The organism is Pseudoxanthomonas sp. GW835-FHT14C01 (genome assembly GCF_058793715.1).
This window is the reverse complement of the sequence record NZ_JBXAGB010000002.1, coordinates 104,812-130,462: the sequence shown is the minus strand read 5'-3', so window position 1 is coordinate 130,462 and position 25,651 is coordinate 104,812. Positions and strand designations below refer to the sequence as shown.

Below are 25,651 nucleotides of genomic sequence, written 5' to 3'. Positions count from 1 at the left end.
TGGGCCGATAACCGGCTACCATGCGGCATTGACAGTCCGGGTGGGGAAATCCGGACAGGGGACTACCGATGGCCGTGACCCGTTCCGCCGCTAAGACTGCCAGCGCGCCCACGCGCGAGAATCCGCTGAACCTGTTCGTCTGGGAAGGCACCGACAAGCGCGGCGTCAAGATGAAGGGCGAGCAGTCGTCCAAGAACGCCAACTTCCTGCGCGCCGAGTTGCGCAAGCAGGGCATCACGCCGAGCGTGGTCAAGGTGAAGCCGAAACCGCTGTTCGGCGCGGCAGGCAAGACCATCTCCGCGAAGGAGGTCGCGTTCTTCAGCCGTCAGCTGGCGACGATGATGAAGTCCGGCGTACCGATGGTGTCTTCGCTGGAGATCATCGAAGGCGGCCAGAAGAATCCGCGCATGGGCAAGATGGTGCAGCAGATCCGCTTCGATATCGAAGGCGGTTCGTCGCTGTACGAGGCGATCAGCAAGCATCCTGTCCAGTTCGACGAGCTGTACCGCAACCTGGTGCGCGCCGGCGAATCGGCCGGTGTCCTCGAGACCGTGCTCGAGACCATCGCCAGCTACAAGGAAAACCTGGAAGCGCTGAAGGGCAAGATCAAGAAGGCGCTGTTCTACCCGACCGCCGTGATCGCCGTCGCGATCCTGGTCTGCGCGGTGATCCTGATCTTCGTGGTCCCGACGTTCGAGGAAACGTTCGCGAGCTTCGGCACCGAACTGCCCTACTTCACCCAGATGGTCATTGGCTTGTCCCGGTTCATGGTCAGCTGGTGGTGGCTGATCCTCGCCCTGGTGGTGGGTGCGGGCTTCCTGGGCATGTACATGTTCAAGCGATCGCCGGCCTTCCAGCATGCGGTCGACCGGTTGATCCTGCGCGTGCCCGTGATCGGCCAGATCATGCACAACTCGTCGATCGCGCGTTTCGCCCGTACGACGGCCGTGACCTTCAAGGCCGGCGTGCCCCTGGTGGAAGCCCTGGATACGGTGGCAGGCGCCACCGGCAATTCGGTGTACGAGAAGGCCGTGCACCGCATGCGCGACGACGTCTCGGTCGGCTATCCGCTGAACATGGCGATGAAGCAGACGCAGCAGTTCCCGCACATGGTGGTGCAGATGACGGCGATCGGCGAAGAGGCCGGCGCCCTGGACAACATGCTGTTCAAGGTCGCCGAGTACTACGAGCAGGAGGTCAACAACGCCGTGGACGCGCTGTCCAGCCTGATCGAACCCTTCATCATGGTGATCATCGGCGTGCTGGTGGGCGGCCTGGTGGTGGCGTTGTACCTGCCGATCTTCAAGGTCGCGGCCACGGTAGCCGGTTAATTAACTAGTGGCATTCCTCGATCAGCACCCCGAACTGGGGTACCCGGTGGTGGCAGGCCTCGGCCTGCTGGTGGGCAGCTTCCTCAACGTGGTGATCCTGCGGCTGCCGCGGCGGCTGGAATGGGAGTGGAAGCGCGACGCGCGCGAGGTGCTGGAGGAGCCGGAGCTCTACGATCCGCCACCGCCGGGCATCGTGGTCGAGCGCTCGCATTGCCCGCACTGCAAGACCGCGCTGTCCTGGTACGAGAACATTCCGCTGTTCAGCTGGCTGGTCCTGCGCGGCAAGTGCCGGCATTGCAAGGCGCCGATCTCGCCTCAGTATCCGCTCGTCGAACTGCTGACCGCCTTGCTGGCGGTGGCGTCGGTGTGGCGGTTCGGCTTCGGCTGGCAGGGCTTCGGTGCCGCGCTGCTGAGTTGCTATCTGGTGGCGCTGAGCGGCATCGACCTGCGCACGCGGCTGCTGCCCGACCAGCTCACCCTGCCGCTGATGTGGCTGGGCCTGATCGGCAGCCTCGACAACCTCTACATGCCGGCCAAGCCTGCCCTGCTGGGCGCGATCGCCGGCTATGTATCGCTGTGGCTGGTGTGGTGGCTGTTCAAGCAGATCACCGGCAAGGAAGGCATGGGCCGCGGCGACTTCAAGCTGCTGGCGGCGCTGGGCGCCTGGGTCGGTCTGAGCGGTGTGCTGCCGATCATCCTGTTCTCGTCGCTGGTGGGGGCGGTGGTCGGCTCGATCTGGCTGGCCGTCAAGGGACGCGACCGCGCGACCCCGATTCCGTTCGGCCCCTATCTGGCCATTGCCGGCTGGATCGTCTTCTTCTGGGGCCAGCAGATCGTAGATTGGTATCTGCGCATCGCCGGACTGAAGTAAGTCGGCGCCGGGCGAGGTCCGCGTGCCCTGTCCCATAATCCGCCCATGAGCGACTACTTCATCGGACTGACCGGCGGTATCGCCTCGGGCAAGAGCGCGCTGGAGAAGGCCTTCGCCGCGCACGGCATCGTGGTGGCCGACGCCGACCTGCTGGCGCGTGAGGTGGTGCAACCGGGCACGGCCGCGTTGGCCGCCGTGGCGGAGCGGTTTGGACGTGAGGTGCTGCAGGCGGACGGTCAGCTCGACCGCGCGGCGCTACGCCGGCGCGTGTTCGGCAACGAGGACGAACGTCGCGCGCTGGAGGCGATCCTGCATCCCGCCATCCGCACGCGGCTGGAGGCGATCTGCCGGACTGCGGCGAGTCCTTACGCCATCGGGGTGATCCCCCTGCTGGCCGAAGGCGGTGGTCGCACCCACTATCCCTGGCTGCACCGTATCCTGGTGGTCGACACACCGGTCGCCGTGCAGAAGGCACGGCTGATGCAGCGCGACGGCATCGACGCAACGCTGGCGGAGCAGATGATGGCCGCCCAGGCCTCGCGTGCCGACCGGCTCGCGCTGGCCGACGACATCGTCGTCAACGACGGCGATATAGACCACCTGCAACACGCGGCCGACGCGCTGCACCGGCAGTACCTGGCCTTGGCTGCTGCCACCCCGTAGAGCGGAGCTTGCTCCGCTGGCCCATTGGCTATGGCATCACGGAGCCGAGCAAGCTCGGCTCTACATCGGCGAAGGCGCTTCCCGAACCGTGGCCGGCCAAAGGCCAGGGATCGCCGCGATTCCGCCTCGTAGAGCGGAGCTTGCTCCGCTGGCCCGGTGATCATGCATCGCGGAGCCGAGCAAGCTCGGCGCCACGTCGCGTGAGGCGCTTCTCAACCCGTGGCTGGCCAAAGACCCCGGATCGCCGCGATGCCCTGGGCGCCATGCCGGCGTGCCGCATCGATGTCCGCGGTCGTCATGCCGCCGATGGCGTAGATCGGCAGCGACACGCCTTCGCGCAGGCGGGCGAAGCCCGGCCAACCGAGCGGTTCGCCGTCGGGGTGGCTGGGGGTCGGATGGACGCTGCCGACGACCGCGAAGTCGCAGCCCAGGGCTTCCGCCTGTTGCAGGTCGGTGGCGGTATGGCAGGACGCGGCGACCGCCAGGCCGTCAGGCAGCGGCCTCGCCGTCAGTTCGGCGAGTTGCGTGGCGCGCAGGTGGACGCCGACCTGCAGTTCGCGCGCCAGGTCGATGTCGCCATTGAGCAGTACGTCCGCGCCCGCCTCCCGGCAGCACGCGACCGCCTGGCCTGCCAGCGCCCGCCACGCGTCACCCGACAGGCTGCGCGCACGCACGTGCACGCGACGCATGCCCCGCGACAGCGCCGCCGCCAGCGAAGCGAGCCAGACCCGCTGGTCTTCCGGTTCCGGCGTGACCAGATAGCGATCGGGCTGCAGCAGCGCCGCCACCACCGGCCGGTCGGCGGGTGGCATGTCGTAGCGCATCAGCTTGTCGGGCGCGACCCAGGCCAGCGCCTGGCCTTCGTGGCCGCGCGGCGTGCCGGTCCAACCCGCAAGCTGCCGCACTTCGAGGCACAGGCGCTTGTCGGGGTACTGCTGCGGCACGCTGATGATGTGGTCGCTTACGCGGGCCTCGATGCCGAGCTCCTCGCGCAGTTCGCGCACCAGTGCGTCTTCCGGGCTTTCGCCGGGCTCCTGCTTGCCGCCGGGAAACTCCCAGCGTCCGGCCAAGTCACGTCCCTCCGTACGGCGGGCGAGCAGGATGCGGCCCCGCGCGTCGGTGATGACGGCGGCCATGACATGGATCGAGCGCAACGGAATGGACATGGAAGAAGCTTGCCGGCAACCGGCCGGTAGACGCAAATAGTCCTGCCCGCCACAAAGGAAAAGCCGCGCAGGGCGCGGCTTTTCCCGTCAGAGAGTGCGGCGAGGCGTCAGGCCAGCTGGCCGTGGCAGTGCTTGAACTTCTTGCCGCTGCCGCAGGGGCAGGGATCGTTGCGGCCGACCTTGGGGGCATCGCGGTGCGCCGGGATCGGGCCGGACTGCACGTAGCCGCCCTGCGCGGCCGCGAGGCGCTGGGCCTCTTCGGCTTCCTCGTCGGCGCCGTAACCGCCGGCATCCTGGTGCTGGAACTGCATCTGCCGGGCCTGTGCCTCGGCCAGCGCGCGCTCCTGCGCTTCGAGCGCGGCGACTTCCTCCTCGCTGCGGATGCGCACGCGCGACAGCAGGGTGACCACTTCGCTCTTCACCCGCTCCAGCATGCTGGAGAACAGCTCGAAGGCTTCCTTCTTGTACTCCTGCTTGGGCTGCTTCTGCGCGTAGCCGCGCAGGTGGATGCCCTGCCGGAGGTAATCCATGCGCGCCAGGTGCTCCTTCCAGTTCTTGTCGAGCACGGTCAGCATGATGTGCTTTTCCAGCGCACGCATGGTCTCGCCGCCGATCGCGGCTTCCTTGTCGGCGAAGTGCTGGTCCATGGCGTCCTGCACGCGGCGCTCGATGGTCTCGGCATCGAGTTCCTCGGCCTCCTCGCGCCAGCGGCTCACGGGGATTTCCGCCCCCATCTCCTCGCCCAGCTCGCTTTCCAGCCCACGCAGGTCCCACTGGTCGTCGACCGAGTTGGGCGGCACGAAGCGGGCGACCGTTTCGGCGACCACGTCGCCGCGGATGCCGTCGATGTTGTCCTTCACCGATTCGGCGTCGAGCAGCTCGTCGCGCTGGGCGTAGATCACCTTGCGCTGGTCGTTGTTGACGTCGTCGAAGTCCAGCAGGTTCTTGCGGATGTCGAAGTTGTGCGCTTCCACCTTGCGCTGTGCCTTCTCGATCTGCCGGCTGACCAGCTTGTCCTCGATGACGTCGTCTTCCTTCATGCCGATCAGCTTCATCGCCTTCTGGACCCAGTCCGAGGCGAAGATGCGCATCAGGTTGTCTTCCAGCGACAGGTAGAAGCGGGACGAGCCCGGGTCGCCCTGGCGGCCGGAACGGCCACGCAGCTGGTTGTCGATGCGGCGCGATTCGTGGCGCTCGGTGCCGACGATGTGCAGGCCGCCGGCGGCCTTTACGGCGTCGTGGCGCTGCTGCCATTCCGCCTTTACCGCTGCCCGCGCCGCGTCGTCGGCGTCTTCGCCCAGCGCTTCGTATTCGGCTTCCAGCGAACCGCCCAGCACGATGTCGGTACCGCGGCCAGCCATGTTGGTGGCGATGGTGATCGCGCCCGGACGACCCGCCTGCGCGACGATGTGCGCTTCACGCTCGTGCTGCTTGGCGTTGAGCACTTCGTGCGGCACGCCGGCCTTGTTGAGGAAGTCGGACAGCATCTCCGACGTCTCGATCGAGGTGGTGCCCACCAGCACCGGCTGGCCGCGCTGGTAGCAGTCCTGGATGTCGGCCAGCACCGCCTTGAACTTGCCCTGGCGGTTGAGGAACACCTGGTCCGGCGAATCCTTGCGCACGGTCGGGCGGTTGGTCGGGATGACGATGACTTCCAGGCCGTAGATGCTCTGGAACTCGAAGGCTTCCGTATCCGCCGTGCCGGTCATGCCGGACAGCTTGTTGTACATGCGGAACAGGTTCTGGAACGTCACGCTGGCCAGCGTCTGGTTCTCGCGCTGCACCGGCACGCCTTCCTTCGCCTCGACCGCCTGGTGCAGGCCGTCGGACCAGCGCCGGCCCGCCAGCGTGCGGCCGGTGAACTCGTCGACGATGACCACTTCGCCATCGCGCACGATGTAGTCCACGTCGCGCTGGTAGATGGCATGCGCGCGCAGGGCCGCGTTGAGGTGGTGCACGACGGACAGGTTGTTGGCGCCGTACAGCGGTTCTTCTTCGCTGATGATGCCGGCCTGCAGCAGCAGTTCCTCGGCATGCTCCATGCCCGCTTCGGACAGGTGGACCTGCTTGCCCTTCTCATCGACCCAGTAGTCGCCCTCGGCCTCTTCGCTCTCCTGCTTGATCAGCTGGGGCACGATACGGTTGACGCGGATGTACAGCTCCGGCGATTCGTCGGCCGGGCCGGAAATGATCAGCGGGGTGCGCGCCTCGTCGATCAGGATGGAGTCGACTTCGTCGACGATGGCGTAGTGCAGGCCACGCTGGAAGCGGTCGGCGCGCGACATCGCCATGTTGTCGCGCAGGTAGTCGAAGCCGAATTCGTTGTTGGTGCCGTAGGTGATGTCGGCGGCGTAGGCGGCGCTCTTGTCGCCGTGCGGCATGCCCGGGTACACGACGCCCACCGACAGGCCCAGCCAGTTGTACAGGCGGCCCATCCAGGCCGAGTCGCGGCGCGCCAGGTAGTCGTTCACGGTGACCACGTGCACGCCCTTGCCTTCCAAAGCATTGAGGTAGGTCGGCAGCGTGGCGACCAGCGTCTTGCCCTCGCCGGTGCGCATTTCGGCGATCTTGCCCAGGTGCAGCACCATGCCGCCGATCAACTGGACGTCGTAGTGGCGCATGCCCAGCACGCGGCGGCTGGCCTCACGGCAGACCGCGAACGCTTCGGGAAGGATCTTGTCGAGCGACTCCCCACCCGCGATGCGCTGCTGGAACTCCGGCGTCTTGGCCTTCAGCTGCTCGTCGGTGAGCTTCTGCAGCTCCGCTTCCAGCGCGTTGATCTTGTCGACGGTGCGGTGCAGCTGCTTGAGCAGGCGCTCGTTGCGGCTGCCGAAGACACGGGTGAGCAGGTTGTTGATCATGTAGGGAACCGGAAAGGAAAAGGACGCCGGGGCGGCGCAGCATGTGCGGCCCCAAAACGAAACAGGGCGCAAGGCGCCCTGTCTGGCAACACCGTATTGTAGCTTGGGGCGCCGCCCGGGGAATCAAGGCGGGCCGTCAGACCGCCCCGCCCCCGATGAGTTCCGCGCGCATCAGCCGCGCGTGATCTGCCCCACCGGCGTCGGGCCTTCGCCCAGGAACTTGCGCGGATTGACCACGCGCCCGTTCTCCCACACCTCGAAATGCACGTGCGCCCCCGTCGAACGGCCCGTGGAACCGGCCTTCGCCACCTCCTGGCCTACGCGGACCAGATCGCCGGCGCGCACACTGAGGCGCGAGTTGTGCGCGTAGCGGGTGACGTAGCCGTTGCCATGGTCGACGTCGATGACGTTGCCGTAGCCGCCCTTCACGCCGGCGAAGCTCACCACGCCATCGGCCACCGACAGCACGGGGTCGCCCACGCGCGCCTTGAAGTCGATGCCCTTGTGGTTCTGGCCACCGCCGCCGAACGGATCGGCGCGACCGCCGAAGCCCGAGGTGATGTAGCTGTTCGCGATCGGCATGCGGCCCGGGGTCGCGTTCTTGTCCAGTTCGCGGTTGAACAGCAGCGCTTCCAGGACCGACAGCTGGCGGCCGGAGGCAGCGAACTGCCGCTCCAGGTTGTCCACGCCATCCTTCAGATCGGCCGGCTTCATGTCGAAGGACGCGTCGTTACCGCCGACGCCGACAGGTTCGTTGAAGTCGAACTCGCCGTCCTGCAGCTGGCCCACGCGCGTGAGGCGCTCGCCGAGGGCGTTCAGGCGGTTGGCCTGCGCCTGCAGCTCGCCCAGGCGTGCGGCCATGGCGTTGATTTCCTGCTGGGCGCCGCGCCGGACCTGGTCCAGTTCCGCATCGCGCTGCTCGGCCTTGGCCTGCAGCAGTGCGACCTGGCCCATGCCGGCGGCACTGCGGCCGGCCGCACCGACCAGCAGGCCGGCGGCGACCAGCACCGCGGCGCTGGCCAGCGGACGTGCGTGGAAGGCGAGGCGGATGCGGTAGGCACCATGGGCGGACGCATGGGCCCACCAGGTACGCGTATTGTTTACGATGGTCTTAAAGCTCATAGATACCGATGTCTGATTCGAAGTCCAAGCCGCGCCGCGCCGGCATCGCGCAACCTGCCTTGCAGGCTGCCCTGACGGATGCCGCCACCGACCCGGTGCGTCGTGCCCTATGGCTCGACGCCTTGGAACAGCAGCTTCGCCCCTGCCTTCCGCCTGCCCTGGCGCCGCATTGCCGGTTGGCGAACGTGGCGGGCAAGCGGCTCGTTTTTATCGTCGACTCCCCCGTGTGGAACGCCCGGCTTCGCCTGGCGGCACCCGAATTGATCGACGTGGCCCAATCCATCGGACTGGCGGTCACCGAAGTCACCGCCAAGACGCGCCCCGCGCCGCTGGTGAAGCCCGCGCAGAACCCGGTCGTACCCGTATCGGAAGCGTCCCGCAAAGGGCTGCAAGCGGCCCTCGACCTCCTGTCCGAACCGGACTCCGCCGGTTCACCCGCCCCTCGGGGCGGTCATCGTGCTCGGCGGAAAAATTGACTCGGCCATCACGAGGGACGGGGCATGGTACCGGCCACCGCTGATCGGAACGTTAGTCGAAAGTTAAGGGCGCGTTATTTTCCGGCCAATTACCTGACCGGCATCACACTTTCGCCAAGGCGTAACCTTTCGCACACCCGCGCGTGACGGGGGTGCGAAACCGGGCGACAACGGATTCACCGACCCGGCGGGACGGACGTCTCAGACGGCCAGGGCCGGTGTTGCGTAAGTGACCGGGGACGGCGTGGTGCGGTCCTCGAAGGTCACTTCTTCCCAGGCCGAGGTCTCGGCGAGCAAGGCGCGGACGAGCTTGTTGTTGAGCGCGTGGCCCGACTTGAAGCCTTCGTAGGCGCCCAGGATCGGCCGGCCGGCCAGGTACAGATCGCCGATGGCATCGAGGATCTTGTGGCGGACGAACTCGTCCGTATAGCGCAGGCCGTCTTCGTTCAACACCCGGAACTCGTCCAGCACGATGGCGTTGTCCATCGAGCCGCCAAGGCCGAGGTTGCGTTCGCGCATGTATTCCAGGTCGCGCATGAAACCGAACGTGCGCGCACGGGCAACCTCCTTCACGTAGGCGCCGGTGGAAAAATCCACCTCCGCCCGCGATTGCGAGGCCGGAATCATCGGGTGGTCGAACTTGACGGTGAAGCCCAGCTTGAAGCCGTCGTACGGCTCGAAGCGCGCCACCTTGTCGCCTTCGGTCACTTCCACCGGGCGGATGATGCGGATGAAGCGCTTGGGCGCGTCCTGCTCGGCGATGCCGGCGGACTGGATGAGGAATACGAACGGACCCGCCGAGCCGTCCATGATCGGCAGCTCGGCCGAGGACAGTTCCACATAGGCGTTGTCGACGCCCAGGCCGGCCATCGCCGACATCAGGTGCTCGACGGTCTGCACCTTCGCGCCTTCGCAGGTCAGGCCGGTGCACAACGTGGTCTCGGTGACCAGTTCCGCGCTCGCGGGGATCTCCACCACCGGGTCCAGATCGATGCGCCGGAACACGATGCCGGTATCCACCGGGGCCGGGCGCAGGGTCATGTAGACCTTTTCGCCACTGTGCAGCCCCACGCCCGTCGCGCGGATAACGTTCTTGAGGGTGCGTTGCTGGGCCATCGAAGGGGGATCGCAGGTGGGGGGAACCTGAGCGGGCAGCGAGAATATCACGCAGACCACTGAATCTTAACGGAAGAACCGGTCTGTCCCACCCCTGCAACACCGGTCTGCTAGGACCGCCGGGAAAGGGCTGCCGGACCGGTGAAGGTCCGGCAGCGAAGGGACATGGCAGTGCAACCACTACGTCTGCTCCCTCCCCCCGTTTACGGGGGAGGGCTGGGGTGGGGGCAGACCGAAGACGCACAACCGAACGTCTGCGTGCGGACAAGGCTGATCGGCCCTGTTCGCCCCCATCCCCGCCTTCCCCCGCACGCGGGGGAAGGGGCACATCACATCAGTCCGCCTGGCGGCGCAGGAACGCCGGGATGTCCAGGTAGTCCGACGGCAGCTCCGCCGCCACCGGCGCGGACGCCGGGGCCGACGGCGCGGGCGACGCCGACCCGCGGCGCAGGCCCAGCCCGCTGGTGGCGGCACTGATCGGGTCCATCGAGAAGCCGTCGTCGACCGGCAGGCCGGTGGTGGCGTCGCGGACCAGCTTGATCGGCGCGCGCATCGGCTCGCGCAGGTCGCCGCCACGGCCGACCGGCTGGCGGGCAGCATTGCGGTTCAGGCCGGTGGCCACCACGGTCACGCGCACTTCGTCCTGCATGTCCGGATCCAGCACGGTGCCGACGACCACGGTCGCATCTTCCGAGGCGAAGCCTTCGATGGTGCGGCCCACTTCGTCGAACTCGGCCATCGTGAAGTCCGGGCCGGCGGTGATGTTGACCAGGATGCCGTTGGCGCCGTTGAGGTTCACGTCGTCCAGCAGCGGGTTCTGGATCGCGGCCTCGGCCGCGGCCTGCGCGCGGTCGTCGCCGCGGGCGGAACCGGTGCCCATCATGGCCAGGCCCATTTCGCTCATCACGGTGCGCACGTCGGCGAAGTCGACGTTGATCAGGCCCGGACGCACGATCAGGTCGGCGATGCCCTGCACGGCGCCGAGCAGCACGTCGTTGGCGGCGCGGAAGGCCTGGATCATCGTCGCGTTGCGGCCGAGCACGGTGATCAGCTTCTCGTTCGGGATGGTGATCAGCGAGTCGCAGTGGTGGCTCAGCTCCTCGATGCCCTTCAGTGCGACCTGCATGCGGCGGCGGCCTTCGAACGGGAACGGCTTGGTGACCACGGCGACGGTCAGGATGCCCATCTCCTTGGCCAGCTGCGCCACGACCGGCGCGGCGCCGGTGCCGGTGCCACCGCCCATGCCGGCGGTGATGAACACCATGTCGGCGCCGTCGAGCGCGTCGATGATGCGCTCGCGGTCCTCCAGCGCGGCCTGGCGGCCGACTTCCGGATTCGCGCCTGCGCCCAGGCCCTTGGTGACGTTGCTGCCCAACTGCAGCTGCAGCTTGGCGCCGCAGTTCTTGATCGCCTGCGAATCGGTGTTGGCGGTGATGAATTCCACGCCGTCCACGCTGCCGTTGACCATGTGCGCCACGGCGTTGCCGCCGCCGCCGCCCACGCCCACGACCTTGATCACCGCATTCGGGGCCATCTTCTCAACCAGTTCGAAATGTGCCATGTCCTTGTCCTCGTTTATTTAGTTATGTACTGCTGGGTGGAACGAACGTCGTGACGCCTTCAACTTCGCGGTAGGTGTCGCCTCACTCAGAACTCGCCGCGATACCAGTTCTGCAGTTTCTTGAACCAGCTGCCCGCCTTGCCCGTGGGCAGCGACGGACGCCGGGGATGTTCGATCTGGCTGCCCATCAGCAGCAGGCCGACGCCGGTGGCGTGCACCGGATTGCCGACCACTTCGCCCAGGCCGGTGACGTGCTGCGGGATGCCGACGCGCACGGGCATCTGCAGCATCTCTTCGGCCAGCTCGACCACGCCTTCCATCTTCGCGGCGCCGCCGGTCAGCACCATGCCGGCGCGCACGCGCTCCTCGAAACCGGAGCGGCGCAGTTCCGCCTGCACCATCTCGAAGATTTCCTCGTAGCGCTGCTGCACGGCCTGCGCCAACGCATGGCGCGGCAGGCGGCGCGGCGGACGGTCGCCGACGCTGGGCACCTGGATGCTTTCCTCGGCCGTCGCCAGCTGCGCCAGTGCGCAGGCGTAGCGCACCTTGATCTGCTCGGCTTCCGGTGTCGGCGTGCGCAGCATGTGCGCGATGTCGTTGGTCACCTGGTCGCCGGCGATCGGCAGCGACGCGGTGTGGCAGATCGCGCCCTGCACGAACACCGCCAGGTCGGTGGTGCCCGCGCCCATGTCGACCAGCACCACGCCGAGTTCGCGCTCGTCGCTGGTCAGCACGGCGACGCTGGAGGCCAGCGACGAGAAGATCAGGTCGTCGATCTGCAGGCCGCAGCGCTGCACGCACTTGCTGATGTTGGCGGCGGCGGATTGCGCGCAGAACACCAGGTGCGCATCCACTTCCAGGCGCACGCCGGTCATGCCGACCGGATTGCGGATGCCTTCCTGCGAGTTGTCCAGCTTGTACTCGCGCGGAATGGCGTGGAGGATCTTCTGGTCGGCCGGGATCGCGACCGCCTTGGCCGCCTCCAGCACGCGGTCCAGGTCGCCCCAGGTCACCTCGCCATCACGGATCGGCACGATGCCGGGCGAGTTGCGGCACTGCACGTGGTTGCCCGAGATCGACGCGTACACCGAGCGGATCTCGCAGCCGGCCATCAGTTCGGCTTCCTCGATCGCGCGCTGGATCGACTGCACGGTGGATTCGATGTCCACGACCACGCCGCGCTTGAGGCCGCGCGATTCGTGCGAGCCGATGCCGATCACCTCGATCGGATTGCCCGGCGCGTATTCGCCGACCAGCGCCGTCACCTTGGAGGTGCCGATGTCCAGCCCGACGATCAGCGATTTGTCACCCTTGCGATTCATGTAGTGCCCTGCAGAAGACGACCTGCCACCGCGATCGGTGCAGGCAATGGAGTCGGTGTGGCGGCCGGCGACGGCGCCTTGGGCGCCTCGCCCCAGCTGAGCGCGAAGCCGTTGGTGTAGCGCAGGTCGGCGCGTACCAGCGGTTGCGCCTGCGCGGCCAGCAGTTGCGGCAGCATCCGCGCGAAGCGGCCCAGGCGCGGACGCGCATCGGCGCGACCGACCACCACCTGCGTACCGTTGCCCAGCCGCAGCGACCAGCTACCGCGGGCGTCCATCACCAGCGTGGTGACGTCCAGGCCCATCGGCGCGAACAGCTGGCGCGATTCGTTGTACAGCGCGGTCACTTCCTGCACCTGCGAGTCGGGGCCGCCAAGTTGCGGCAGGTCCAGGCCCGTGAGCTCCTTCGGCATCGGGAACAGGCGGCCGTGCTCGGACAACAGCTTGTCGTCGCCCCAGCGCGCAAACGGCTTGTGTTCGGTGACGCGCACTTCCAGCACATCCGGCCAGCGCTTGCGCACGTCCGCACGCTCGACCCACGGCAGCTTCTCGACCGCGTGCTTGGCGTCCTCCAGCCGCACTGCGAAGAAGCCGCGGCGCGCGTAGGGCAGCACCGTGGCCTGCAGTTGCGCGGGATCCACGCGCGCCAGTTCGCCCTGCACCCGCAGGCGCGACAGCGGCCAACGGTCGGCGCCGATCCAGCCGTTGACCACGGCCACGACCGGCAGCGCGACCAGCGCCAACGCGATCAGCCAGGTCAGGATGCGCAGCGCGGCGTTCATCGGCCCGCCACCTCCGGCACCGTCTGCTCGAGGATGCGCCAGCACAGCTCTTCGAAACCGATGCCGACCTGCGCCGCTTCCTTCGGCACCAGCGAGTGGCTGGTCATGCCCGGCGCGGTGTTCACTTCCATCAGCAGGAAGCGGCCATCGGCATGCCGCATCACGTCCACGCGCCCCCAGCCGCTGCAGCCGGCCGCGCGGAATCCCTCCAGCGCCAGTGCGCGGATCCGCGCTTCGTCGCCGGCATCGTCCAGGCCAGGGCAAAGGTATTGCGTGTCCTCGGCGATGTACTTGGCGTGGTAGTCGTACCAGCCCTGCGCCGGCACGATGCGCACCGACGGCAGCGCCACATCCCCGAGGATGGCGACGGTGAACTCGCCGCCGGTCAGCATCTGCTCGGCCAGCAGTTCACCGGAATACGTCGACGCGAACGCGACCGCCGGCGCCAGATCGTCTTCGCCCTCGATCTTGAACACGCCGACACTGGAACCTTCCGCCGACGGCTTCACGAACACCGGGAACCCCAGCGTGCGCACCGCTGCGACCAGCGCCTGCCCCGGACTCGATCCGGGGTCGCCGCCGGCGGGAATACGGACGAAGCTCGCGGTCGGCAGGCCAGTGGCCTGCCACACCTGCTTGGTGCGGATCTTGTCCATCGTCAGTGCGGAGCCCAGCACGCCGGGGCCGGTGTACGGCACGCCGAGCGACTGCAGCAGCCCCTGCAGCACGCCGTTCTCGCCGTCGCCGCCGTGCATGATGTTGAACACGCGATCGACCTTGCCGGCCCGGATCGCCTCGACCAGTGCAGGCACGCCATCCACGGCAGACGCCTGCACACCGCGGGCGAGCAGCGCGTCGAGCACGTTCTGCCCGGAGTTCAGCGACACTTCGCGCTCGCTGGACGTGCCGCCCAGCAGCACGGCGACGCGGCCGAAGCGCGCGGCATCGGTGATGCGCAGCGGCGGCACGGCGATGGCGCTCATGCGGAGTCCTTCGCGGCGAAGCCGTGCGTCGCCAGGTGCTGCGACAGGTGGCCGATGTCGCCCGCGCCCATGAGCAGCAACAGGTCGCCGTCCTGCAGGACGTCGGGCAGCACGTCGACCAGGTCGCTGACCTGGCTGACCACCACGGGCTCGTTGCGGCCGCGGGCGCGGATGGCGCGCGCCAGCGACTTCGCATCCGCGCCGGCGATCGGCTGCTCGCCGGCCGGGTACACCTCGCTCAGCACCAGCGCATCGGCCTCCGACAGCACGGCGGCGAACGCGTCGAACTGGTCGCGCGTACGGCTGAAGCGGTGCGGCTGGAACGCGACGACCAGGCGCTTGTGCGGCCAGCCGCCGCGCGCCGCGGCGAACACCGCGGCGAGTTCCTTCGGGTGGTGGCCGTAGTCGTCGACCAACTGCACGCGCGCGCCCTGAGGGGTGGCGATCTCGCCGAGATCGTTGAAACGGCGGCCGATGCCGGCGAACTTCTCCAGCGCGGCAGCGATGTTCTCCGGCGACACGCCGAGCTGCCAGCCCACCGCGGCGGCGGCCAGCGCGTTCAATACGTTGTGGCGACCCGGCAGCGCGAGACTGACACGGATGCTGGCGTCCTCCGGCAGGCGCAGGGTGAAATGCATGCGGCCGCCTTCCTGCTCGACGTCTTCTGCGCGCACGTCGGCGTTCTCGGCGAAGCCGTAGCTCATCACGTGGCGCGGCGTATCCGCAGCGATCGCGGCGACTTCCGGATCGTCGATGCACAGCACCGCCAGGCCGTAGAACGGCAGGCGCTGCAGGAATTCAGCGAACGCGGCTTTGACCCGCTCGAAGTCGTTGCCGTAATTCTCCAGATGATCGGCATCGATGTTGGTGACGATGGAGATCAGTGGATTCAGGCGCAGGAAGCTGCCGTCGCTCTCGTCCGCTTCGGCCACCAGCCATTGGCCATCGCCGAGCTTGGCGTTGGCGCCGGCGGCGAGCAGCTGGCCGCCGATGACGAAGGTCGGGTCCAAGCCGCCTTCGCTCAGTACGGCGGCGGCGAGGCTGGTGGTGGTGGTCTTGCCGTGCGTGCCGGCCACGGCGATGCCGCGTCGGAAGCGCATCAGTTCGGCCAGCATCGCGGCGCGCGGCACGATCGGAATGCGCTGGCTGCGCGCTTCCATCAGTTCGGGGTTGTCGTGCTTGATCGCGCTCGACACCACCACGCAGTCGGTGCCCAGCACGTTGGAGGCGTTGTGGCCGCGCATCACGCGCGCACCCAGGGCCGCCAGCCGGCGGGTCGCGGCGTTGTCGGCATTGTCGGACCCGGAAACTTCATAGCCCAGCGTGCACAGCACCTCGGCGATGCCGCTCATGCCGGAGCCACCAATGCCGACGAAGTGCACCCGGCGGAACGCCTGGGCCAGGTTGCCGGTGTGCTGCAGGCGGCGCTCGCGTGCGGCGGCCATCATCATGCCTGCGTCCCCATCTTCATTGCTTCCTCGAGAATCGTGTCGGCGATGCGGTCGGCCGCATCGGGTTTCGCCTGCGCGCGCGCCGCTTCCGCCATCGACAGGCGCGCAGCGGCGTCGTCGATCAGGCGGCGCAGCGTGGCGGCCAGGCGGTCGGCGAGCGCGTCGTCCTGCTTCAGCAGCACGGCCGCACCGCGCTCGACCAGGTATTCGGCGTTGCGGGTCTGGTGGTCGTCGACCGCCTGCGGGAACGGCACCAGCACGCTGCCCACGCCGACCGCGCACAGTTCGGCCAGCGTCGAGGCGCCGGAACGGCAGACCACCAGGTCGGCCCAGGCGTAAGCGGCGGCCATGTCGGTGATGAAGGCTTCGACGCTGGCGGATACGCCGGCATCGGCATAGGCCTTGGCGGCTTCGTCGCGCAGCTTCTCGCCGCACTGGTGGCGCAGCTCGAGGCTGCCCGCCGGCAAGGTCGCGGCAGCTTTGGGCACCGTCAGGTTCAATGCACGCGCGCCCTGGCTGCCGCCGAGCACGAGGACGCGCAGCGGACCGCTGCGACCGGCGAAGCGCGCGGCCGGTGGCGACAGGGCGGCGATCTCGTCGCGCACCGGATTGCCGACCACCTCTTCCCGCGACGGGAATGCGCCCGGGAACCCGGTCATCACGCGACGCGCGACCTTGACCAGCACGCGATTGGTGAAGCCGGCGGCGCGGTTCTGCTCGTGCACCAGCAGCGGCAGTCCCATCAGCTTCGCCGCCACGCCACCCGGCCCCGATGCGAAGCCACCGAAGCTGACCACCGCGCGCGGCGCCCGACGGCGCAACGCGAAGCCGGCGGCGCGGATCGCGCGCAGTACGCGCACCGGAGCGCCCAGCAGCGCCAGCGCGCCCTTTCCGCGCAGGCCGGTGATCGCCAGCGTATCCAGCGGAATGTCGTGCTGCGGCACCAGGCGCGTTTCCATGGCACCGTCGGCTCCCAGCCAGACCACCGGCACGCCGCGCGCCCGCAGCACCTTGGCCACGGCCAGCGCGGGGAAGATGTGGCCACCGGTGCCACCGGCCATGATCATCACGGGAGCCGCCATCGCCGCGTTCATGCGAGCCTCTCGAACGTGGGCTCGACCCGCGGCTGCAGTCGGCTGGTGCCGCGCAGTGTCTGCGACAGCGACATCGCGGGAGCCGCGGACGCAGGTGCGGGCGACGCCGGGCGCGGATCCCCCGATGCACGCGGCGGCTCGTTGCCGCCATGCAGCGCTTCTCCGCGCAGCGCGACCTGGCGCTGCGTGCGCTCCAGTTCGTACGACACGCGCAGCAGCAAGCCCATCGCCACGCAGGTCATCAGGATGCTGGAGCCACCCGACGAGATCAGCGGCAGGGTCAAGCCCTTGGTCGGCAACAGGCCCAGGTTCACGCCCATCGACACGAAGCTCTGCATGCCGATCCACAGCGCCACGCCGAAGGCGACGTAGCCGGCGAAGTGGCGGCGCATTTCCACACAGCGCAGGCCGATGACGAAGGCGCGGCCGACCAGCAGCGCGTACAGCGCCACCACCAGGCAGATACCGACGAAACCGAGTTCCTCGCCGATCACCGAGAAGATGAAGTCGGTGTGCACTTCCGGCAGGTAGTTGAGTTTCAGCACCGAACCGCCCAGGCCGATGCCGGCCCACTCGCCACGACCGATCGCCATCAGCGCGTTGGTCAGCTGGTAGCCGCTGCCGAACGGATCCGCCCACGGATCCGAGAACGAGGTCAGGCGGCGCATGCGGTACGGTTCCGCGATGGCGATGATGGCCAAGATCGGCAGGCCCACCAGCACCGGGCCGAACATGCGCGGCATGTTCACGCCTCCCAGCACAAGCATGCCGGCGGTGATCGCCAGCAGCAGCGACGACGAACCAAAGTCCGGCTGCATCAGCAGCAGCGCAACCAGCACCACCACCACGCCGAGCGGCTTGAGCATCGCCGCCCAGGTCGCGTTGACCTCGTCGCGGAAGCGCACCAGGTAGCTGGCCAGCCAGACGATGAAGAACACCTTCACCACTTCGACCACCTGGAAATTCGACACGCCCAGGTTGATCCAGCGGTGCGCGCCCTTGACGCTCACGCCCAAGCCCGGCACGAACACCATCAGCAGCAGCACCAAGCAGCCCAGCAACAGCAGGTGATTGCGCGCCTCGATGCTTTTCAGTTCGGTACGCGTCACCCACCACGCCAGGCCCGCGCCGGCCACCAGGAACATGCCGTGGCGGATGAGGTAATAGAACGGGTTGCCGTGCTGGTAGATCGAGGCCGACGCCACCATCACCACGCCCAGCGACGCCAGCGCGAGCATGGCGCCGAGCAACCAGGGGTCGAAACGGCCCCCGATGGCTTCCAGTCGCGTGGCCTGGCGCGGCGTGTCGTTCATCAGCGCACCTTCAACGTGGCCAAGCCGACGAGGACGAGCACGACGGAGATGATCCAGAAGCGCACGATCACGCGCGGCTCCGGCCAGCCCTTCAGTTCGAAGTGGTGGTGGATCGGCGCCATGCGGAACACGCGCTTGCCGGTCAGCTTGAACGACGCGACCTGGATCATCACCGACAGCGTCTCGATGACGAAGATGCCGCCCATGATCACCAGCACCAGTTCCTGCCGCACGATCACGGCGATGGTGCCCAGCACGGCGCCCAGCGCCAGCGCACCGATGTCGCCCATGAACACCATCGCCGGGTAGGTGTTGAACCACAGGAAGCCCAGCCCCGCGCCGGCGATCGCGGCGCAGATGATGGTCAGTTCGCCCGCGCCCGGCACCGGCGGAATCTGCAGGTAGTTGGAGAACACCGCATTGCCCGACGCATAGGCGAACACGCCCAGTGCGCAGGCCACCAGCACGGTCGGCATGATCGCCAAGCCATCCAGGCCGTCGGTCAGGTTCACCGCGTTCGAGAAGCCGACGATCCAGAAATAGGCAATGGCGACGAAGCCGATGCCGGCCAAGGGCAGCGCGATCGACTTGAAGAACGGCACGTAGAACGTCGTCGCCGCCGGCACGTCGGCGTAGAGGTACAGATACAGGCCGGCGGCGAGGCCGAAGATCGACTGCAGCAGGTACTTCCACCGCGACTTCAGGCCGTTCGGATCGCGCTTCACGATCTTGATCCAATCGTCGTACCAGCCGATGGCGCCGAACGCCAGCATCACGAGCAACACAACCCACACGTACTTGTTGCGCAGGTCGCCCCACAGCAGCACGGACAACAGCACCGTCATCAGGATCAGCGCACCGCCCATGGTCGGCGTGCCGGCCTTGGAGAAGTGGGACTGCGGACCGTCCTTGCGGATCGGCTGGCCGCCCTTCAGCTGGCCGAGCTTGCGGATGACCGCCGGACCCAGCCACAGCGACAGCGCAAGCGACGTCAACGCGGCCAGGATGCCGCGGAACGTCAGGTAGCCGAACAGGCCGAAGAAGTTTTCCAGGCTCTGCAGCCAACGGGCCAGTTCAAGCAGCATGCGATGCGTCCTCCCCGGTGGACAGCAGGGCGGCGACGATCCGGTCCATCGCGCTGCCGCGCGAACCCTTGACCAGACAGCGCACGCCGGCCCGCAGGTCGGCGCGCAGGGCGTCGGCCAGCGAAGCGTGGTTGTCGAATGAGTGCGCGCCTTCGCCGAAGGCGGCGGCAGCGGCGGCACTGAGCGGACCCAGCGTGTACAGGCGGCGCAGTCCGGCGGCTTTGGCGCGGCGGCCGGCATCGGCGTGCAGCGCTTCGGCATCGTCGCCGAGTTCGCGCATGTCGCCCAGCACCAGCCAGCCCTCCCCGCCCGCCTGCGCGCTTGCGGCCGCCAGCGTATCGATCGCCGCGACCAGCGAGCCGGGATTGGCGTTGTAGCTGTCGTCGATCACCACCGCGCCGTTCGGCAGCGCGTGCGCGATCTGGCGACCGGCCACCGGCTGCGCGGCCGACAGGCCCTCGGCGATGATGGCCAGCGACACGCCGCACGCCATCGCGATGCCGGCGGCGGCCAGCGCGTTGAGCACGTTGTGGCGGCCCGGCAGGTGCAGCTCGACCGCGACCTCGCCGTGCGGGGCCACGAGGACGAAGTCCGAACCGTCCGCGGTCGCGCGGATGTCGCGCGCGGTCAGGTCGGCGGTCGCTTCCAGGCCGAAGCGCAGGATGCGGCGGTCCGGCACGCGGCTGGCGAAGTACTCGGCGAAGGCATCGTCGGCATTGATCACGGCGGTGCCGTCGGCCGGCAGCGCGTCGTAGATGGCGCCCTTGGTCTCGGCCACGCCCATCAGCGAGCCCATCCGTTCCAGGTGCGCGGCGGCGATGTTGTTCACCAGCGCCACTTCCGGCGTGACGATGTCGGTCAGGTAGGCGATGTCGCCCGGCTTGCCCGCGCCCATCTCGTAGACCGAGAAGTCGGCATCGTCCGGGCCGTCGATCACGGCCATCGGCAGGCCGATCTCGTTGTTGCGGTTGCCGGGATTGAAGTAGGTGACGCCGGCGCGCTGCAGGATCGACACCACCAGCGTCTTCACCGAGGTCTTGCCGTTGCTGCCGGTGATGGCGACCGCCTTCTCCACGCGGTCGCGCTGCAGGCCGGCGGCGATACGTGCCAGGGCCAGCAGCGTGTCGGGCACCACCACCTGCGGCACGTCGACCTTCACCTCATGATCGACCAGCACGGCGGCGGCACCGCGCATCGAGGCGTCGTAGGCGAAGTCGTGCCCATCGAAACGCTCGCCGCGCAGGGCGACGTACAGGCTGCCTGGCACCAGCGCGCGGGTATCGTGGGTCAGCGAACCGATCACCAGGTCGTCGCCCAGCAGTTCGCCGCCCGCCCAGTGCGCCAGCAGGGAAAGGGGAAGCCGCTTCATCGACGGTCCTCCAGCGCCTGGCGCGCCACGGCGGTGTCGTCGAACGGATGCTTCACGCCGTGGATTTCCTGGTAGGGCTCGTGGCCCTTGCCGGCCACCAGCACGATGTCGTCGGGTCCGGCCTGCGCGACCGCCTGCGCGATCGCCTGTGCGCGGTCGCGCTGCACGAAGACCGCATCCGGCTTCGCGAAGCCGGCCATGATGTCGGCGACGATGCGGTCGCCGTCCTCGGTGCGCGGGTTGTCGTCGGTGACCAGCACCACGTCGGCGAGGCGCTCGGCGATGGCCGCCATCTGCGGGCGCTTGCCGGTATCGCGGTCGCCGCCGCAGCCGAACACGCAGAACAGCCGGCCCTGCACGTGGTCGCGCAGGCTGGCCAGTGCCTGCTCCAGCGCATCCGGCGTGTGCGCGTAGTCGATGACGACCAGCGGACGACGGTTGCCCGCGGCATCGCTGTCGCCGCCGAGCCGGTTCATCCGGCCATGGATCGGCGCCAGCCGCGACAGCGTGCGCGCGATCTCCGCGGTCGTATCGCCGAGCGCATGCAGCACGCCCGCCACCGCCAGCAGGTTGTCCACGTTGAAGCGGCCCAGCAGGCGCGACTGCACCGGCTGCGTGTCGTCGCCGATAGCCAGGTCGAAGGCGATGCCGCTGCCGTCCAGCCGCAGCGCATCCGCGCGCACGACCGCCTCGTCCTGCCCGCGCGAACTCACACCGATGCGCTGCAGGCCGTGCGGCAGGCGCGCGAACAGCTCGCGCCCATAGGCGTCGTCGAGATTGACCACGCCGGCCTTCAGACCGTCGCGCGAGAACAGCAGCGACTTGGCGGCACCGTAACGCTCCATGTCGCCGTGGTAGTCCAGGTGATCGCGGGTGAGGTTGGTGAACACGCCGACATCGAAGTGCACGGCGTCCACGCGACCCTGGTCCAGCGCATGCGAACTGACTTCCATCGCGACCGCCTTGGCGCCGGCATCGCGGAACTGCGCCAGCAGCGCATGCATCTGCAGCACCAGCGGCGTCGTGAAGCCGGTCGGCACCACTTCGCCATACATGCCTGCGCCCAGCGTGCCGACGGTCGCGCAGCGGACGCCGCGCAGATGCCAGGCCTGCGCCAGCAACTGCACCGTCGACGTCTTGCCGTTGGTGCCGGTGACGCCGACCATCTTCATGTCGTGCGACGGCGCGGCATGGAAACGGTCCGCCATCGTGCCCATGCGCGCGCGCAGGCCGGGCACCGCGATCGCATCGCGCGGCGCCTCCAACCCGTCCGGCACCGGCGGTTCGAACAGGATCGCGCTGGCGCCGTTCTCCTTCGCCTGCACGGCGAAGTTCAGGCCATGCGCGCCGAAGCCGGCGATGGCGACGAAGGCATCGCCCGACTGCACGCTGCGGCTGTCCAGCGTCAACCCGCGCACGACGATGTCGCGCGGCACGTCCACGTCGGGCAGCAGTTCGGCGAGGGCCATCATCCGCCTCATCGCGTCGCCTCCGTCGCCGGCAGCGCCGCCTGCGGCGCATCGAACGCGGCCGGATCCGTCGTGTCGACGGCATCGTCGGCGATCGGGGTCGGCGCGGGCGCCTGCGCCACGGCGCCCGGCTTGCCCGCGTTCTTGGCCTGTGCGGCGAGCCACGCCTCGATATCGTCCGGCGGCACATCCATCAGCCGCAGCGTCCCGTCCATCACGTCATGGAACACGGGAGCGGCGACCAGGCCACCGTAGTAGCCGCCTTCCTGCGAGTCGTTGATCACCACGACGGCGGCGAAGCGCGGGTTGCTCGCCGGCACCAGGCCGGCGAAGAACGAGGCGTAGCGCCCCTTCGCATAGCCGCCGCCCGACGCGATGCGCGCCGTGCCGGTCTTGCCCGCCACGCGGTAGCCGAGCACGCCGGCGCGCTTGGCGCCGCCCTGCGTCACCACCGTTTCCATCATGCCGACGACTTCGTGCGCGATCGCCGGATCCAGCACCTGCGGTGCCTCGCCGCGCTGGCCCTTCACGAACGTCGGCGTGACCAGCCTGCCGCCGTTGCCCAGCGCCGAATACGCACGCGCGATCTGCAGCGGGGTCACCGCCAGACCGTATCCGTACGACATCGTCGCCTTCTGCAGACCGTTCCAGCGGTCCGGCGGCGCAAGCATGCCGGCGGACTCGCCCGGGAAGCCGCTGCCCGGCTTCTGGCCGTAGCCGAAGCTGTGGATGCTCTCGTAGAAATAGGCGTTCGGCAGCTTCTCGGCGATCTTGATCGAGCCGATGTTCGAACTCTTGGTGATCACGCCGGTGACCGTCAGCACGCCGTTGTTCCGTGGCACGTCGCGGATCGTGTAGCGGCTGTTCAACGCCAGGTAGCCGGGGTTGGTATTGACCAGCGTCGACGGCGTGACCACGCCGGCCTTCAGCGCGGTCGATACGGTCAGCGGCTTCATCGTCGAACCCGGCTCGATCATGTCGGTCAGCGCGCGGTTGCGGCGCGCATCCGGCTTCACGCGATCGATCGCGTTGGGGTTGTAGGTCGGCAGGTTGACCATCGCCAGCACCTCGCCGGTGGCCACGTCCATGATCACGATCGAGCCGCTGCTGGCCTGGTGCGCGAGCAGCGCGTTGCGCAGTTCCCGGTGCGCCAGGTACTGGATGCGGCGGTCGATGCTGAGCGTCAGGTCCTTGCCCGGCTGCGCGGAGCGGATCAGGTCGACGTTCTCGACGATGCGGCCGCGGTTGTCGCGGATCACCTTCTGCGCGCCCGGCGTGCCGCTGAGCCATTCGTCGAAGGCCAGTTCCAGGCCTTCCTGGCCGCGGTCGTCGATGTTGGTGAAGCCCAGCACATGGGCCATCGCCGGCCCCTGCGGATAGAAACGACGGAACTCGCGCTGCGAGAACACGCCGGGAATCTTGTGCGCGAGGATCTTCTGCGCCTCGTCCGGATTGATCCGGCGCTTGAGGTACAGGAATTCCTTGTCGGCCTTCTGCGACAGGCGGTTGGTCAGGTGGTCCAGCGGCACGCCCAGCGCCTGCGCCAGTTCCGGCAGGCGGTCGGGCGTCTTCAGCAGTTCCTGCGGATTGCCCCACACCGACTCCACCGGCGACGACACCGCCACGGGCTCGCCGTTGCGGTCGGTGATCATGCCGCGCGAGGTGGGAATCGGGATCTCGCGCAGGAAGCGCGCATCGCCCTGGCGCTGGTAGAAGTCGTGGTTGATCAGCTGCACGTAGGCCGCGCGGCCGACCAGGCTCACCGAGCACAGACCCATCGCACCGAGCACCAGCGCGAGGCGGCCACGCAGGTTGAAGCGCGCGCGGTTGCGGTTCTTGGTGGGCGCGGCGTTCATGGGCGGATCACCACCACGTCGGCCGTTTCCGGGAACTTCATGCCCAGGCGCACGCGTGCGACCTGGTCGATGCGGGTGGCTTCGGCGACCGTGGCCTGTTCGAGCTGCAGGCGGCCGAACTCGACGTTCAGTTCGTCGCGCGCGCGCTCCAGCCGCGTCACCTCATCGAACAGCACGCGGTGGCGGTGGCGCGCGTAGACCACCCCGATCGCCGACGCGATGTTGGCCAGCACCAGCACGATGATCAGGAAGCGGCTCATGCGGCCACCGCCAGCTTTTCCGCCACGCGCAGCACCGCGCTGCGGGCGCGGGGATTGGAGGCGACTTCGTCGGCCTCACCCTTCTGTCCGCTGCCGATGGCACGCAGCGTCGGCGTGAAATCGATCGCCACCGGCAGCCGGCGGTTCGCCGGCGGCGCCTTGGCGTGCTTGTTGATGAACTGCTTGACGATGCGGTCTTCCAGCGAGTGGAAGCTGATCACCGCCAGCCGGCCGCCGGTCTTGAGCCGCGCCAGCGCCGCGTCCAGACCAGCTTCGAGGTCGGCCAGTTCGCGGTTGATATGGATACGGATGCCCTGGAAGCTGCGCGTGGCCGGATGGATCTTCTCGCCGCGCGGCATCACCGACGCGATCACGGCGGCCAGGTCGCCGGTCCGGGTGAAGGGCTGGGTGGCGCGACGGGCGACGATGGCGCGCGCGATGCGGCGGCTCTGCTTCTCTTCGCCGTGGGTCCACAGCACGTCGGCGATCTCGCGCTCATCGGCGCGCGCGATCCAGTCGGCGGCGCTTTCCCCGGAATCCGGGTCCATGCGCATGTCCAGCGGACCGTCCTTGCCGAAGCTGAAACCGCGCTCGGCCACGTCCAGCTGCGGCGACGACACACCGAGATCCAGCAGCACGCCGTCCAGGCCGGCAGCGGTTTCGTTCCACTGCGCGAGGGAAGCGAAACTGCCACGGAAGATCGACACGCGCGCATCGCCCGCGAACGTCCGTTCGGCATGTGCGATCGCTTCGGGATCCTTGTCCATCACCAGCAGCCGGCCTCCCGGGCCGAGGTGTTGCAGCACGCCGCGCGCATGGCCTCCGCGCCCGAAGGTGCCGTCCAGATAGGTACCGTCCTCTTTCACCTGCAGCCCTTCCATGACCTGCGTGTACAACACCGGCAAGTGCAGCGCTGGGAGGTGACCGGCCGGCGCGGACTGCCGCTCGCCGTCACCCCGGGTCACAAGCGCAGCTCGAGCATGTGCGCGCTCAGATCGTCGTCAGTGAGGGTCTGACGGATCTGCGCGTGGTGCGCCTGTTCGCTCCAGAGTTCGAACTTCTCGCCCATGCCGAGCAGCACGGCCTTCTTCTCGATGCCCACCGCGCTGCGATGGCTGGCCGGGACGCTGATGCGCCCGTTGCCGTCCAGTTCGACCGGCGATGCCGCACCGATGAGCTTCAACTGCAGGCTGCGGTGCGCCTTCTGGGTGCTGGGCAGCTTGCTGACGTCGTCGCGGACGCGTTGCCAGACCTTCTCGGGGTACAGGTACAGGCTGCCGGCTTCGAACGGGTTGTAGGTGATCACCAGGCGGTTGCCGCACTCGCGCGCAACGACGTCGCGGTACGCGGTGGGCACCGCGAGCCGTCCCTTGTCGTCCACTGTGATGGCGGTCTCACCCTGAAACACGACCCCTGCCTTCCCGACCCGCTAAAGAGCGATCAATTGAACCACGAAAAACCACTTAAAACCCGGTTTTACCTCTGTTGCCCACCTTAGCACCG

Annotated in this window: 22 protein-coding genes; 4 read left to right on the top strand and 18 right to left on the bottom strand. The window is 68.3% G+C overall.

From position 1 onward, the window contains the following. Positions 1-68: 68 nt before the first annotated feature. From AC1Q5B_RS07240 to coaE, 3 genes are read left to right on the top strand one after another with little or no spacing between them, the layout of a single operon-like run. Positions 69-1,331: a type II secretion system F family protein gene (locus AC1Q5B_RS07240; RefSeq protein ID WP_492631058.1), complete on the top strand. Its 1,263-nt coding sequence runs from the start codon at positions 69-71 to the stop codon at positions 1,329-1,331. A gap of 7 nt (positions 1,332-1,338) precedes the next feature. Next, a complete protein-coding gene (locus AC1Q5B_RS07235; RefSeq protein ID WP_492631057.1) occupies positions 1,339-2,202 on the top strand; it encodes a prepilin peptidase in 864 nt (287 codons plus the stop codon). A 45-nt stretch (positions 2,203-2,247) separates the two neighbouring features. Then, positions 2,248-2,865: a dephospho-CoA kinase gene (gene coaE / locus AC1Q5B_RS07230; RefSeq protein WP_492631056.1), complete on the top strand. Its 618-nt coding sequence runs from the start codon at positions 2,248-2,250 to the stop codon at positions 2,863-2,865. A gap of 212 nt (positions 2,866-3,077) precedes the next feature. Here coaE and AC1Q5B_RS07225 read toward each other — a convergent pair whose 3' ends face one another. The 3 genes from AC1Q5B_RS07225 to AC1Q5B_RS07215 all read right to left on the bottom strand — a co-directional run bounded on the left by AC1Q5B_RS07225 (position 3,078) and on the right by AC1Q5B_RS07215 (position 8,014). Beyond that, a complete protein-coding gene (locus AC1Q5B_RS07225) occupies positions 3,078-4,031 on the bottom strand; it encodes a Nudix family hydrolase (RefSeq protein ID WP_492631055.1) in 954 nt (317 codons plus the stop codon). A 107-nt stretch (positions 4,032-4,138) separates the two neighbouring features. Next, positions 4,139-6,892, bottom strand: a complete 2,754-nt coding sequence (secA, locus tag AC1Q5B_RS07220) for a preprotein translocase subunit SecA (protein WP_492631054.1) — start codon at positions 6,890-6,892, stop codon at positions 4,139-4,141. 171 nt (positions 6,893-7,063) lie between these two features. Continuing rightward, positions 7,064-8,014 carry a peptidoglycan DD-metalloendopeptidase family protein gene (locus AC1Q5B_RS07215; protein WP_492631053.1) on the bottom strand — a complete coding sequence of 317 codons (951 nt, stop codon included), beginning with the start codon at positions 8,012-8,014 and terminating at the stop codon, positions 7,064-7,066. Between the two features lie 8 nt (positions 8,015-8,022). Between AC1Q5B_RS07215 and AC1Q5B_RS07210 the strand changes: the two genes are divergently transcribed. Then, entirely contained in the window at positions 8,023-8,490 is a 468-nt protein-coding gene (locus tag AC1Q5B_RS07210; RefSeq protein WP_492631052.1) for a DciA family protein, read from the top strand. A 201-nt stretch (positions 8,491-8,691) separates the two neighbouring features. Here AC1Q5B_RS07210 and lpxC read toward each other — a convergent pair whose 3' ends face one another. The 15 genes from lpxC to mraZ form a co-directional block, all read right to left on the bottom strand. Continuing rightward, positions 8,692-9,606, bottom strand: coding sequence for a UDP-3-O-acyl-N-acetylglucosamine deacetylase (lpxC, locus tag AC1Q5B_RS07205; RefSeq protein WP_492631051.1), 915 nt, complete (start codon positions 9,604-9,606; stop codon positions 8,692-8,694). 334 nt (positions 9,607-9,940) lie between these two features. After that, the gene (gene ftsZ / locus AC1Q5B_RS07200) at positions 9,941-11,167 is read right to left on the bottom strand and encodes a cell division protein FtsZ (RefSeq protein WP_492631050.1); all 1,227 of its coding nucleotides are present in this window, start codon (positions 11,165-11,167) and stop codon (positions 9,941-9,943) included. A gap of 86 nt (positions 11,168-11,253) precedes the next feature. Beyond that, positions 11,254-12,489, bottom strand: coding sequence for a cell division protein FtsA (gene ftsA / locus AC1Q5B_RS07195; RefSeq protein WP_055940270.1), 1,236 nt, complete (start codon positions 12,487-12,489; stop codon positions 11,254-11,256). Continuing rightward, the gene (locus AC1Q5B_RS07190; RefSeq protein WP_492631049.1) at positions 12,486-13,268 is read right to left on the bottom strand and encodes a cell division protein FtsQ/DivIB; all 783 of its coding nucleotides are present in this window, start codon (positions 13,266-13,268) and stop codon (positions 12,486-12,488) included. The genes ftsA and AC1Q5B_RS07190 overlap by 4 nt, the downstream gene beginning before the upstream one ends. Next, the gene (locus AC1Q5B_RS07185) at positions 13,265-14,251 is read right to left on the bottom strand and encodes a D-alanine--D-alanine ligase (protein ID WP_492631048.1); all 987 of its coding nucleotides are present in this window, start codon (positions 14,249-14,251) and stop codon (positions 13,265-13,267) included. Before AC1Q5B_RS07185 ends, AC1Q5B_RS07190 begins: the two co-directional genes overlap by 4 nt. Beyond that, positions 14,248-15,699 (bottom strand): UDP-N-acetylmuramate--L-alanine ligase, encoded by a 1,452-nt coding sequence (gene murC / locus AC1Q5B_RS07180; RefSeq protein WP_492632057.1) that lies wholly within the window; start codon positions 15,697-15,699, stop codon positions 14,248-14,250. Before murC ends, AC1Q5B_RS07185 begins: the two co-directional genes overlap by 4 nt. After that, the gene (murG, locus tag AC1Q5B_RS07175; protein ID WP_492631047.1) at positions 15,699-16,796 is read right to left on the bottom strand and encodes an undecaprenyldiphospho-muramoylpentapeptide beta-N-acetylglucosaminyltransferase; all 1,098 of its coding nucleotides are present in this window, start codon (positions 16,794-16,796) and stop codon (positions 15,699-15,701) included. Before murG ends, murC begins: the two co-directional genes overlap by 1 nt. Then, positions 16,793-18,109 carry a putative lipid II flippase FtsW gene (gene ftsW, locus AC1Q5B_RS07170; protein ID WP_492631046.1) on the bottom strand — a complete coding sequence of 439 codons (1,317 nt, stop codon included), beginning with the start codon at positions 18,107-18,109 and terminating at the stop codon, positions 16,793-16,795. The genes murG and ftsW overlap by 4 nt, the downstream gene beginning before the upstream one ends. Further along, a complete protein-coding gene (gene mraY / locus AC1Q5B_RS07165; RefSeq protein WP_492631045.1) occupies positions 18,109-19,194 on the bottom strand; it encodes a phospho-N-acetylmuramoyl-pentapeptide-transferase in 1,086 nt (361 codons plus the stop codon). Before mraY ends, ftsW begins: the two co-directional genes overlap by 1 nt. Then, positions 19,184-20,563 (bottom strand): UDP-N-acetylmuramoyl-tripeptide--D-alanyl-D-alanine ligase, encoded by a 1,380-nt coding sequence (locus AC1Q5B_RS07160; protein WP_492631044.1) that lies wholly within the window; start codon positions 20,561-20,563, stop codon positions 19,184-19,186. Before AC1Q5B_RS07160 ends, mraY begins: the two co-directional genes overlap by 11 nt. Continuing rightward, positions 20,560-22,044, bottom strand: a complete 1,485-nt coding sequence (locus tag AC1Q5B_RS07155) for a UDP-N-acetylmuramoyl-L-alanyl-D-glutamate--2,6-diaminopimelate ligase (protein WP_492631043.1) — start codon at positions 22,042-22,044, stop codon at positions 20,560-20,562. The genes AC1Q5B_RS07160 and AC1Q5B_RS07155 overlap by 4 nt, the downstream gene beginning before the upstream one ends. Beyond that, positions 22,041-23,888 carry a peptidoglycan D,D-transpeptidase FtsI family protein gene (locus AC1Q5B_RS07150; protein WP_492631042.1) on the bottom strand — a complete coding sequence of 616 codons (1,848 nt, stop codon included), beginning with the start codon at positions 23,886-23,888 and terminating at the stop codon, positions 22,041-22,043. Before AC1Q5B_RS07150 ends, AC1Q5B_RS07155 begins: the two co-directional genes overlap by 4 nt. After that, positions 23,885-24,148, bottom strand: a complete 264-nt coding sequence (gene ftsL, locus AC1Q5B_RS07145; protein WP_492631041.1) for a cell division protein FtsL — start codon at positions 24,146-24,148, stop codon at positions 23,885-23,887. Before ftsL ends, AC1Q5B_RS07150 begins: the two co-directional genes overlap by 4 nt. Beyond that, positions 24,145-25,113 (bottom strand): 16S rRNA (cytosine(1402)-N(4))-methyltransferase RsmH, encoded by a 969-nt coding sequence (gene rsmH / locus AC1Q5B_RS07140; RefSeq protein WP_492631040.1) that lies wholly within the window; start codon positions 25,111-25,113, stop codon positions 24,145-24,147. Before rsmH ends, ftsL begins: the two co-directional genes overlap by 4 nt. Further along, on the bottom strand, positions 25,110-25,556 hold the full coding sequence (gene mraZ, locus AC1Q5B_RS07135; protein ID WP_492631039.1) for a division/cell wall cluster transcriptional repressor MraZ: 447 nt from the start codon (positions 25,554-25,556) through the stop codon (positions 25,110-25,112). The genes rsmH and mraZ overlap by 4 nt, the downstream gene beginning before the upstream one ends. Positions 25,557-25,651 lie beyond the last annotated feature (95 nt).